Origin of the sequence: Bacteroides sp. AM10-21B (assembly GCF_003472565.1) — a bacterium.
Classification (GTDB): Bacteria; Bacteroidota; Bacteroidia; order Bacteroidales; family Bacteroidaceae; genus Bacteroides; species Bacteroides propionicigenes.
The window spans coordinates 174,616-186,782 of sequence record NZ_QRME01000002.1 but is presented as its reverse complement, the minus strand read 5'-3'; the positions used below and the strand labels follow the sequence as shown (position 1 = coordinate 186,782).

The following is a 12,167-nucleotide window of genomic DNA, read 5'->3' as shown; positions in this document are numbered from 1 at the left end:
TCACAATTAGTTGCTATACTCCTATATATATAGCTTTGCAAAGATATTAATTCTCTTGGCAATTTGTTAATAATACTACCACATTTATTATAATTTAATAAACTCCATGTTCTTTTCGGTATTTAATGTTGCGCGGATGATGCTCAATAATTTCACTTCGAAGCATATTTCGGTCGATATGCGTATAAATTTCTGTGGTAGCAATGGATTCATGTCCCAGCATACACTGGATAGCCCGTAGGTTGGCGCCACCTTCTAACAGATGGGTTGCAAAGGAGTGGCGGAATGTGTGTGGACTGATATTTTTGGTGATACCGGCTTTCTCTGCGAGTTCTTTAATCATGTGGAACACCATGATGCGGGAAATATTATTGCCCCATCGCGCCAAGAATACATAATCCTCGTACCCTTTTTTTATTTTTCCCATATTGCGGTCTATAAACCAATACTTTATTTCTTTGATGGCTCTGGGTGAAATCGGTATCAAACGTTGCTTACTGCCTTTGCCCTCTACTTTGATGAATCCTTCTTCAAAATAGAGGTCGGAAAGTTTCAGGTTGCATAATTCCGATACACGTAACCCGCAGCTATACAAGGTTTCTAAGATAGCCCGGTTGCGTTGCCCTTCTTTTTTGTCCATATCTACGGCGGAAATGATTTTGTCAATTTCCTCTACGGTGAGAACTTCCGGTATTTTGAACCCGATTTTGGGGCCTTCCAGCAATTCACCGGGGTCGGCTTCCAGATAGTCGGCAACTACGAGAAAATGAAAAAAGGATTTAATGCCGGAGAGGATACGGGCCTGCGAGCGGGGATGAATGCCGATGTCGTGTAGACCTGCGGCGAAGCGTTGCAAATCATCGAGCGTAACGTCCAGCATCTCGATGTTCTCTCCCTCCAAAAAGTGCAGAAGTTTCTGTAAGTCCGTCATATAGGCATTGAACGTGTTTGGGGAGAGCGATTTCTCCAGCTTGAGATATTGCTGATACTTTCGGATTATCACTGCTCGTCTTTCCTTATTCGTTAAATTCTCTTCTACTTTCATTACTTTTTCGTATCTTTGCACCTTGAAAGAATGTTCTCTGTGGACAAAGGTATAAAAAATTGTGTTATGAGGATACAAATTATTAACGGCCCCAATATAAATCTGTTGGGAAAACGTGAACCTTCCATTTATGGCAGTGTTACTTTTGAAGACTGTCTTGCTGGGCTCCGTAAAAGGTATGTGGATGTACAGATAGACTATTTCCAATCCAACATCGAAGGAGAGTTGATAGACAAGGTACAACAAGTCGGTTTTGATGTAGATGGTATTATTTTGAATGCGGGTGCTTACACCCATACTTCCATTGCTCTGCAAGATGCGATTCGGGCAGTTACTTCCCCGGTGGTTGAGGTTCATATCTCTAATGTACATTCCCGTGAGGCATTTCGTCACGTATCCATGATAGCTTGTGCTTGTCGGGGTGTTATTTGCGGCTTTGGATTGGATTCTTACCGTCTGGCATTGGAAGCGTTGCTGGAATCAAAAAATTAAATTAAGAATTATCAATTGTGAATGCAGGATAAAGAAATACCACAGGTAATCCATAATTCTTCGCTCATAATTCATCATTAATAAATATAGGTATAAGATTATGCTATTAAAACAGACAAAAATCGTTGCAACGATTTCCGACCAGCGTTGCGATGTTGATTTTATAAAACAGTTGTTCGATGCTGGTTTGAATGTAGTACGTATGAATACGGCCCATGCCGGCCGTGAAGGCTTTGAAAAATTGATAGCCAACGTGCGTACCGTTTCCAACCGTATCGCAATTCTTATGGATACGAAAGGTCCGGAAGTGCGTACTACTGTCCTTGCCGAGCCTATTCCTTTTAAAGTAGGAGATCGTGTAAAAGTCGTAGGCAATCCCGAATTGCAAACAACCCGCGAATGTATTTCCGTTTCTTATCCTAATTTTGTAAACGACCTGAATGTCGGTGGACATATTCTTATAGACGATGGTGATTTGGAACTGGTTGTTATAGAAAAGAATGCAGACTATCTCCTCTGTGAAGTGCAGAATGAAGCTACTTTGGGCAATCGTAAAAGTGTTAATGTGCCGGGTGTACGTATTAATCTACCCTCATTGACAGAAAAAGACCGTAACAATATCCTCTACGCTATCGAGAAAGATATTGATTTCATAGCGCATTCTTTCGTGCGCAACAGACAAGATATTCTTGATATAAAAGCTATCCTCGATGCACACAATAGTGACATCAGAATTATTGCTAAAATTGAGAACCAAGAAGGAGTAGATAATATTGATGAGATTCTTGAAGTAGCTGACGGTGTTATGGTAGCTCGTGGTGACTTGGGTATTGAAGTTCCGCAGGAACGTATTCCGGGTATTCAGCGTTTGTTGATTCGCAAATGCATTTTGGCTAAGAAGCCGGTAATTGTTGCTACACAGATGCTCCATACCATGATTTCCAATCCGCGTCCTACTCGTGCGGAGGTTACGGACATTGCCAATGCTATCTATTACCGTACGGATGCTTTGATGTTAAGTGGAGAAACAGCTTATGGTAAATATCCGGTTGAAGCGGTTAAGACTATGACGAAAGTTGCTGCCCAAGCAGAAAAGGATAAACTTGCGGATAATGACATCCGTATCCCTCTGGATGAAAACGGAAACGATGTAACGGCTTTCCTTGCCAAGCAAGCAGTAAAGGCTACTACGAAATTAAAGATTCGTGCTATTATTACAGACAGTTATAGTGGTCGCACAGCTCGCAACCTTGCTGCTTTCCGTGGTAAATACCCGGTACTTGCTATTTGCTACAAAGAAAAGACAATGCGTCACTTGGCTCTGTCATATGGTGTGGAAGCTATTTATATGCCCGAACTTGCCAACGGACAAGAATATTACTTTGCTGCGCTCCGCCGTTTGCTTCAGGAAGGTCGTTTGCAACCTACCGATATGGTAGGTTATTTGAGTAGCGGTAAGGCTGGTACACAGACTTCTTTCCTTGAAATCAATGTGGTAGAAGATGCCTTGAAACACGCTCAAGATAGCGTATTGCCAAACAGTAACAGATACTTGTAAAAATATAAATTGAGAATTGGAAATTAAAAAATAAATGTTTGTTAGCGGACTATCATCTTTTAATTTTCAATTCTCAATTTCCAGCTTATATGACATTAGACGAATACATCTTGCAGCACATCGATGATGAAGGCGACTATCTGAAAGCCCTCTACCGTGATACGCATCTTAAGTTGCTCTATCCCCGTATGGCTTCGGGGCATTTGCAAGGGCGTATGCTCAAGATGTTTGTTAAGATGATACGTCCTCGGCAGATACTGGAGATTGGAACATATAGCGGATATTCCGCGCTTTGCATGGCAGAGGGATTGACGGAGGGTGGAATGTTGCATACTTTTGAAATTAATGATGAACAGGAAGACTTTACCCGTCCCTGGCTGGAGAATTCACCTTATGCTGATAAAATAAAGTTTTATATAGGTAATGCGTTGGAACTTGTTCCCCAATTGAATATAACTTTCGATCTTGCTTTCATCGACGGTGACAAGCGCCGTTACGTCGATTATTATGAAATGGTATTGAAATGCCTTTCTGAGGGCGGTTATATTATTGCCGACAATACCTTGTGGGACGGTCATGTCCTCGAAGAACATCCGCATCGTACGGACTTGCAGACAATTGGTATAAAAGCTTTCAATAATTTGGTTGCCGAAGATAACCGTGTAGAAAAAGTAATCCTTCCGTTACGGGACGGGCTGACGATTATCCGTAAGAAATCATGAGTCTGTACATTACAGAACGCGTGGTATTTCTATTTTTTAAGTAACCGTTTGCTCAAGTACCTCACCGGATACCATACTGAAAGGAATCCTACGGTAATAACCGTAATAAATACCACTATAATGTCTGTTGCGTGCACGCTTACCGGATAGGCATCCACTACAAAGTTTCCGTTACCTCCTCCTAAAGATATAAGTCCGAAATGTTGTTGCAGAAAGCATAGTAATAATCCTAAGATAATTCCGGCTATTGCTCCAAAGACGGAAATCAATCGCCCTTCGAAAAGGAAGATACGGGCTATCAATCGGTCGTCGGCACCCAAATTACGCAATGTCTCCGCATCTTCGCGTTTGTCCAGTATCAGCATGGATAGCGAGCCTATGACGTTGAAGCAGGCAATTGTGAGGATAAAGGTAAGAAATAGATATGAGATGAGTTTTTCAATCTCCATGATTCGAAATACATCTGCTTGTTGTTCGTAACGGTTTTGCACTACAAAACGGTCACCCAAGATACGTTCCATTTTCTTTTGTACGGTGTTGGTGTTGCTTCCCGCTTTTAGTTTTAGTTCGATAGCGGAAACTTCCGTATCGTAATTAAAAAGCCGTCGTGCGAAGCTCAGCGATGTAAGAACATAGCGTGAATCGTATTTTTGCTGGTTGACGACAAATACCGCTCCCGGCGAAAACAGATAATCTTGGTTGAAAGCAGCCGATGGGTTGGCAATATTTACACGTACATTCCTCTTAGGGGCATACACCCGCAACGGGTCGACAAACTGAATCCCGGTACCGAGCTCGGAGACCAGTTCCACTCCCATAAAACCATAGTCCACAACGGAATCGTTCAGTATAAATTCTCCCGTACCGTACAATAGGCTGTCTATAGACGTCAGTTGCTCGAAGTTATCTTCCACGCCTTTGATAACTGCCATTGCCTGACGGTCTTTGTATTGTATCATTGCATTCTCTTCCAGCGTTTCTGTCCAAATGTCTATTTCGGGTAGGGCGCGTACTTGCTGTATATGTGATTCGAGCGGATCAAAGACCTTCCCTTCCCGAACGGTAATTTTCAGTTCTGGATCGAAAGCCGTAAAGAATCCTGCCACCATATCCTGAAAGCCGTTGAATACGGACAGCGTACATACTAACGCCAATGTAGCCAAAGCTACTCCACATACCGAAATGCCGGATATAATGTTGATTGCATTATGCTTCTTCTTAGAGAAGAGGTAGCGGCGGGCTATGAAGAAGGGAAGGTTCATGTGTAGTCGTTAACTGCTAATCGGCTATTTCAGCAATTCGTCAATTCTTTCCAGATAGTCCAGTGAATCGTCTACAAAGAATTTCAGTTCGGGAATGATACGTAGCTGGTGACGTACGCGAGTACCCAATTCAAAGCGGATAGACTTCATATTCGCATTGATATTCTTGATGATTTCATCACTCTTCTCTGAGGGGAAGATACTGAGGTAGGCGCGTGCTACACTCATATCGGGACTGATGCGTACGGCGCTCACTGAAATCAGTATACCGGGCATTGATTTGGTCTGCAATAAGAAGATGTCGCTCAGCTCTTTTTGTAGCAGGCGGGCTATTTTATTCTGTCTGGTAGTTTCCATACTATATAGCTTTTTTTGATTTGAAGAGCAAAGTTACTGAAATATATCGTTCTGCCGGTGATTTATACCATATTTTTTCATTCTTTTCCTTATAGCAGAATTTGATTTATTACGTTATATGATTATCTTTTCATCTATACGGCATTCATTTTTGTTACGGAGAAAATAGGGTATTGGTTACTGTCAACAGGTCTGTTTACTATTGTCAACGGATTGAGTGACTACTGTCAACAGAGCTGTTGACAGTAACCAATACCCTGTTTTCTTCATAAGAAAAATAATTTTCCTTATAGCAAAACCTCGTTTCTTCCTGTGCTGCTTCTTTATAAGCTACAGGGAAAAACGAGGTTTGCGCATCTCTTTCTCTTTCGGAAGATGTGTGTGGGTGTTGCCGCTCTTAGTTTTATGCAGTCTTCTTGCGTGCCATCAGCGCGATTGCCGCAACTCCGATAACCAGCAACGCCAATGCTCCGTAGGCAATTCCTTCTGTTGCGTGCAGGCTTTTCGGGTCAAAGCGCATTTCAATTGTATGTTTGCCGGCAGGGACATACATGGTACGCAATATATAGTTCGCACGTCCCAACTCGGCGGGTTCTCCGTCGATAGTTACTTGCCAACCGTCCGGGTAGTAAATCTCGGAGAATACAGCAATGCCGTTTCCCGGATTTTCTGTTTCGTAAACCAGATGGTTCGGTTTATAGCTCGTCAGACGAATAGTAGAGAGGCTGTCTTTGCAAGCATCGGTTGTCCCTTTTAGTAGCTCCTTGAAACGGACGTCAACAATGGCAGTTTCGGTGGGAAGAACGGACTTGAGTGCATCAATTTCCTGATTGGCATTGTCTACATATTGTACGTTCTTTACAAACCAAGCGTTGCCGTTGGCATAAGGGTTGAGGACGGGAACAGTCTGCCCTTGCTGTCCGGCGGGGAAGATGAAATATTTTGTATTCAGCATATTCAGTACGCGGAATTTGGTAGCGTCCACACTGTCCATTTCTCCTCCTGCGGCGGCTATTGCTTGATAGGCTGCCTGCATTTCGGGAGAGATATGGCGTTCTATCATCTCTTGGTAGCGGCGCAGCTTGGCGGCGTGGTATCCGCCGACACTTTTGTGCCAATAGGCGGTGTTGTTTTCGTTAAAAGTATTAGTGGCAAAGTTCAGCACACGATAATCGGGTGTGGTGTCTTGCAGGATTAATTCATCGGTCTTGCTTTGGCTGAAAGTCTCGGTCTGTGTGGAACGAGGTACAAACTGGTCATCGTAAAGGTAGCGTTTGTTTACTGTCCACATATCGATGAGGCAGAGTAGAGTGATACCTGCAACAGTGAAACTTTTGCGCAATTTCCCGGTGGAGTATAACAGCAGTATGGCGCAGCCGATACTGATAATGATGAAGCTGCGCAGTGCATCGGAACTGACAAGCGCGGCACGCATTTCGGAAAGGTTGGCAAGGATGCCGGAGAGTTCTTCGGCAGGTATCATTTTTTGGTCGACTGCATTTTGCAACATTTGTGCCTCTTGCGCCGGCACAAAAGCGGAACTGAACATTCCCGGCGAGACTGTGAGCAATAAGGCTATGCCGGCTGTGAGGAGCAGACTGATACCTGTTGCTCTTTTGTCTTTCTTGATAATTGCAGGTTCTTCAAGTACACGTTTCAGGGCAAAGATGGCCAGCAGCGGAATAGTGAACTCGGCAATTACGAGGATGGAAGATACGGCGCGGAACTTGCTGTACATCGGTACATAGTCGATGAAAAAGTCGGTAAGCGGCATGAAATTCTTACCCCATGCCAATACAATGGAAAAGAATGTGGCACCTATCAATGCCCATTTCAAAGGGCCTTTTACGATGAAACAGCCCAGTATGAAAAGGAAGAGTACGAATGCACCCACGTATACAGGGCCTGAGGTCATGGGCTGGTCACCAAAGTATTGGGTCAGTTGGCTGTACAGCCCGCTATACATGGGATTTGCTTTTTCCATAGCCGTCCTGTTTTCGCTGAGGGGGACGGATGCGCCACCTTTGAAGTTGGGTACGAGTAGGGTAAGCGTCTCACCGATACCGTAGCTCCATTGTGTGATATAGTCGCGGTCCAGCCCGCTACTGGTTTGTTTGGCTGCATCGCCGGTCTGTACCAGTTCGCTTTTGCCGCGCATGGTTTCCTTGCTGTATGTATAGGTATGGTAGAGGTTGGAAAGGTTGGCGGCAACGCCGATGAGGGCGGCAACGAACAGCACAGCGCTTGCTTTGAAGAATTTGGACAGTGTCTTGTTGCGCCAGGCGTCTTCAAAGTATGCTCCTACGATGAACAGGATGACGAACAAGAAGTAGTAGGACATCTGCACGTGGTTTGACATGATTTGCAAGGCTATGAAAAAGGCTGTCAGGATGCCTCCTGCCAATAGCTTACCCCGGTAGGCAAGCACAATACCCGCTATTGTGGGCGGGATATAGGCGAGGGTGATGAACTTCCAGATATGTCCGGCTGAAATCAGAATGAAAAAATAGGATGAGAACGCCCACATGATGCCCCCTAAGCCTGCCAACCATACCGGCATACCGAATACGCGCAATAGTATGTAGAAGCCCAGCATCAATATAAATGTCAGGTTGACGTATGTAGGCAGGAAAAGCTGGTATACTTTCTGTGTCCATTTCAAAGGCGTGGTAGAGTCGTAGGACGGTGCTATCTGATAGGTTGGCATCCCTCCGAAGATAGAATTTGTCCAGCGGGTATGCTCCCCTGTCTGATTGTAGAACTGTGCGGTTTCTTGTCCGGCTCCGGCCCCGGCAGCAGTGTCGTGCTGGAACAGGATGCGTCCTTCTATATCCGCCGGAAAAAAGTAGGCGAAAGAAATCAGGGCGAATGCCAGAATGGCAATCAAGTCTGGAAGAGTTTTCTTTATCATTTTGCAGGGTTTATGTGGGGGAGTTAAAAGGGTTAAGGAGTTAACTCCCTTAACTCCTAATCTGAATTTCAGCGGCAAACTTATACATAAATATTGATTTATGCATAAGTTGAATAGATAAATCTGCTGAAATATCGTACCTTTGCCCTCCCGAAAATCATAATTCATAAATCAGTAAGCATGACGATAGGTGTTATCAGCGCAATGGATAGCGAACACCGCCAGTTGGTGGAGCGTTTGCAGGAGAGGAAAGTGACGAGTGACGGTAACTTCCGCTATGTGGAGGGAATACTCGGCAGTAATCGTGTGATACTTACGCAGTGCGGCATCGGCAAGGTGAGCGCGGCGGCGGGTAGTGCGGAGTTAATACGCCGTTTTGCTCCGGACTGTGTTGTCAGCACCGGTGTGGCGGGCGGTATTGATGCTTGTCTTAAGGTGACGGATGTAGTGGTGAGTGAATATCTGGTGTATCACGATGTATGGTGTGGCGAGGGCAATGAGTATGGTCAGGTGCAGGGGTTTCCCGCCGTGTACAAGGGCTGCGCTTCTCTGTTGAAATATGCTTTGTCTCTGAACGGTGCCGGGTTGGAAAGCCGCATTCATAGCGGACTGGTTTGTACCGGTGACCGGTTTATTACCAACCGTACCGAACTGGATGCCATCAAAGAACATTTTCCGTCCGGGCTTGCGGTGGATATGGAGTCCGCCGCCATTGCACAGACCTGTTATCTGTACAATATCCCTTTCCTCAGCTTTCGCATTATCAGTGACACACCGGGCGTGGACGACCATTCGTCGCAATATGCGGATTTTTGGGGAACAATGGCAGAACGTTCCTTCCTTACGACATGGACTTTTCTGTCCACCCTGCCCGATAGCTTATAAATCATAAATTATAAATCATAAATCATGAAGAAGATTCCCAGCTTTACTATTGACCACATTCGTTTGTTACGCGGTATTTACGTATCACGTAAGGATGAAGTGAACGGAGAGGTTATTACAACTTTCGATATCCGTATGAAAGAACCCAATCGCGAACCGGCTTTGGGTCAGGGTGCTCTGCACACTATCGAGCATTTGGCTGCTACTTATTTGCGTAATGAACCGCAATGGCAGGACAAGATTATCTATTGGGGGCCTATGGGATGCCTTACCGGCAATTATCTGTTGATGAAGGGTGACTTGCAACCGCAAGACATCGTGCCTCTGATGCAGGACACTTTCCGCTTTGTTGCCGAATATGAAGGCGAAGTACCCGGTGCAGCTCCGCAAGATTGCGGCAACTATTTGCTCCACGATTTGCCAATGGCAAAATGGGAGTCTGCCAAATATTTGCGTGAGGTATTGGAACGGATGACGGCAGAGAATATGTCTTATCCTGAAAAATAAACATACAGGCAGTTTTAGGTTGTATCAAAATGGATTTAAGCTATCATTCTGTCATTCAGAACGAAGTGAAGAATCTCTTCTCCTTACATATGAGAAAGGAGATTCTTCGTCGTAAGCTCCTCTGAATGACAGAATGATAGCTTAAATCCGTTTTGATACAACCTAAACGATTTCTATCCCTTGTTCCTTGCAAAGTTGCAGCCCTACATCTTTCAGCTTGAATTTCTGTATTTTGCCGCTTCCTGTCATTGGGAACTCTTTTACGAAGAAAATATATTTAGGAATCTTATATCGGGAAATCTTGCCGATGCAGAAGTCGCGTACATCCGACTCGTGCAAGTCGGCTCCTTCATGCTGGATAATGAACGCGCCAACGGCTTCGCCATACTTCTTGGAAGGGATGCCGGCTACTTGCACATCCTTGACACCCTCTAATTGGTAGAGGAACTCCTCGATTTCACGCGGATAAATGTTTTCGCCACCGCGGATAATCATATCTTTGATGCGTCCGGTAATTCGGTAGTTGCCGTCCTCATCTTTTACGCCCAAGTCTCCGGAGTGCAGGAAGCCGTTCTTGTCGATAACTTCGGCTGTGGCTTGCGGGTTTTTATAGTAGCCTTTCATGGTATTGTAGCCGCGATTGCACATTTCACCTTGTACACCTACCGGACATTCCTCACCGGTTTCCGGGTCGATAACTTTTACTTCGGTATGCTCAAAGTCGCGTCCCACGGTATTGCAACGTACATCAAACGAATCGTCAATTCGTGTGGCGGTCATGCCGGGAGCCGCTTCCGTAAGGCCATAAACGCTGGTCACTTTCATGTACATTTTCTCTTCCACCTGTTTCATCAGTTCAACAGGGCAGAGAGAGCCTGCCATAATACCTGTACGCAGGCTGGACATATCAAACAAATCGAACATCGGGTGGTTCAGTTCGGCTATGAACATGGTAGGTACTCCATAGAGTGCGGTACACCGTTCCTTGTGAATGGAAGCAAGAACTACAAGCGGGTTGAAGCGTTCCACCATTACTTCCGTACATCCGTGGGTCAGGCAGTTCATTGTGGCAAGTACCACTCCGAAACAGTGGAATAAAGGTACGCAGACGCATAGTTTGTCGTCGGAGGTGAACTTCATGTGTTCTCCGGTGAGGTAACCGTTGTTGGCAATATTGTAGTGGGTAAGCATTACGCCTTTCGGGAATCCGGTGGTACCTGAAGTATATTGCATATTCACAACGTCGTGGCAGGTGACTTGGCTTTTAAGTTCTTCCAGACGTGTGTCTTCTACATTATCGCCTAAAAGCAGAATCTCGGAGGTGTTGTACATTCCCCTGTGCTTTTCCTGTCCTACGTAGATTACATTTTTCATGTAGGGAAAGCGTTCGCTCTTCAGATGTCCGCGCTGGCAGGTCTTCAGTTCGGGTAGCATGGTGTAGGTCATCTGCACGAAGTCACTGTCCTTCTCGCCATTGACGATGCAGAGTGTGTGCATATCCGAGTTCTCGCACAAGTACTCCAGTTCGGCTTGTTTGTAGTTGGTGTTTACCGTTACATAGACGGCACCTATTTTGGCGCAGGCATACAGCAGCGTCAGCCAGTCCGGCACATTTGCCGCCCAGATGCCGACGTGTGTTCCCCGTTCCACGCCGATGGCGATAAGTCCTTTTGCCATGTCGTCTACCCTGTGGTTGAATTGGCTCCAAGTGAAGCGCAAATTACGGTCGGAGTAAACAATATATTCTTTGTCTGGTGTAGTTTCGGCCCAATGCTCCAGCCATTGGCCAAGCGTTCTTTCGTATAACATAGTAGAGTTGAAGCTTTCAGCTATTTAAATCGGTGTATAAATCACTGCCAGTATTTTGGCTGCCTGTCCCTCGTAGGCGTGTACATGGTGCGGTACAATGGAATCGTAGTAGATGCTGTCTCCTTCTTCAAGAAGATAGGTGTTCTTGCCATAGCTGATTTCCATAGTTCCTTCCATAACCATGATAAATTCTTCGCCTTCGTGTGATGAAAGTACGAAGTCGCTGTCGTCCGTAGGGGCTACGTCGATGATGAACGGCTCCATATGGCGGTCGGCCTTGGATTTGGAAAGGGAATGGTATTCCATGTGCTTGCGTGAGTGGATGGCATTGTTGGAGAAGCTGATGCTGTCCTTTGCTTCCGACTTACGGCATACCACAGGACCGTTTTCGTCTTGGTCGTCAAGGAAGGTTCCGAGACGTACGCCCAGTACACGGGCTATCTTGATAAGCGGTGCCAGCGAAGGCAAGTCAATATTGTTTTCAATGCGTTCAATCTGTTCGATGGCAAGTCCCGAACGTTGCGCCAACTCTTCCATGCTGATGGATTGGCTTTCGCGGAGTGACTTAATCTTTTCTCCTACAATCTTACTTGTATCCATAATTTGATAGTATTTTCAG

The 12,167-nt window shown here is 45.2% G+C and carries 11 protein-coding genes; 5 read left to right on the top strand and 6 right to left on the bottom strand.

The window, feature by feature from the left end; all coding sequences use genetic code 11:
- Positions 1-94 precede the first annotated feature (94 nt).
- Positions 95-1,045: a site-specific tyrosine recombinase XerD gene (gene xerD, locus DW121_RS02870; RefSeq protein ID WP_118323099.1), complete on the bottom strand. Its 951-nt coding sequence runs from the start codon at positions 1,043-1,045 to the stop codon at positions 95-97.
- Positions 1,046-1,111: 66 nt separating this feature from the next.
- Here xerD and aroQ point away from each other — a divergent pair, with 66 nt between their 5' ends.
- From aroQ to DW121_RS02855, 3 genes are all read left to right on the top strand, one after another.
- Positions 1,112-1,537, top strand: coding sequence for a type II 3-dehydroquinate dehydratase (aroQ, locus tag DW121_RS02865; RefSeq protein ID WP_117710585.1), 426 nt, complete (start codon positions 1,112-1,114; stop codon positions 1,535-1,537).
- 100 nt (positions 1,538-1,637) lie between these two features.
- Complete coding sequence (gene pyk / locus DW121_RS02860) at positions 1,638-3,095, top strand: pyruvate kinase (RefSeq protein ID WP_117710398.1); 1,458 nt, start codon at positions 1,638-1,640, stop codon at positions 3,093-3,095.
- Positions 3,096-3,184: 89 nt separating this feature from the next.
- Positions 3,185-3,817: an O-methyltransferase gene (locus tag DW121_RS02855; RefSeq protein ID WP_117710397.1), complete on the top strand. Its 633-nt coding sequence runs from the start codon at positions 3,185-3,187 to the stop codon at positions 3,815-3,817.
- Between the two features lie 29 nt (positions 3,818-3,846).
- Here the strand turns inward: DW121_RS02855 and DW121_RS02850 are convergent, their stop codons facing one another.
- From DW121_RS02850 to DW121_RS02840, 3 genes are all read right to left on the bottom strand, one after another.
- Positions 3,847-5,079, bottom strand: coding sequence for an FtsX-like permease family protein (locus DW121_RS02850; RefSeq protein ID WP_117710396.1), 1,233 nt, complete (start codon positions 5,077-5,079; stop codon positions 3,847-3,849).
- Between the two features lie 24 nt (positions 5,080-5,103).
- Positions 5,104-5,436 carry a 30S ribosome-binding factor RbfA gene (gene rbfA, locus DW121_RS02845; protein ID WP_117710395.1) on the bottom strand — a complete coding sequence of 111 codons (333 nt, stop codon included), beginning with the start codon at positions 5,434-5,436 and terminating at the stop codon, positions 5,104-5,106.
- 403 nt (positions 5,437-5,839) lie between these two features.
- Positions 5,840-8,347: a YfhO family protein gene (locus DW121_RS02840; protein WP_118322996.1), complete on the bottom strand. Its 2,508-nt coding sequence runs from the start codon at positions 8,345-8,347 to the stop codon at positions 5,840-5,842.
- 180 nt (positions 8,348-8,527) lie between these two features.
- Between DW121_RS02840 and DW121_RS02835 the strand changes: the two genes are divergently transcribed.
- Positions 8,528-9,232: a 5'-methylthioadenosine/adenosylhomocysteine nucleosidase gene (locus DW121_RS02835; protein ID WP_118322995.1), complete on the top strand. Its 705-nt coding sequence runs from the start codon at positions 8,528-8,530 to the stop codon at positions 9,230-9,232.
- A 24-nt stretch (positions 9,233-9,256) separates the two neighbouring features.
- Positions 9,257-9,739, top strand: coding sequence for an S-ribosylhomocysteine lyase (locus DW121_RS02830; RefSeq protein WP_118322994.1), 483 nt, complete (start codon positions 9,257-9,259; stop codon positions 9,737-9,739).
- 162 nt (positions 9,740-9,901) lie between these two features.
- Here DW121_RS02830 and DW121_RS02825 read toward each other — a convergent pair whose 3' ends face one another.
- Entirely contained in the window at positions 9,902-11,548 is a 1,647-nt protein-coding gene (locus DW121_RS02825; RefSeq protein ID WP_117710391.1) for an AMP-binding protein, read from the bottom strand.
- 24 nt (positions 11,549-11,572) lie between these two features.
- Positions 11,573-12,148: a helix-turn-helix domain-containing protein gene (locus tag DW121_RS02820; protein WP_004291603.1), complete on the bottom strand. Its 576-nt coding sequence runs from the start codon at positions 12,146-12,148 to the stop codon at positions 11,573-11,575.
- Positions 12,149-12,167 lie beyond the last annotated feature (19 nt).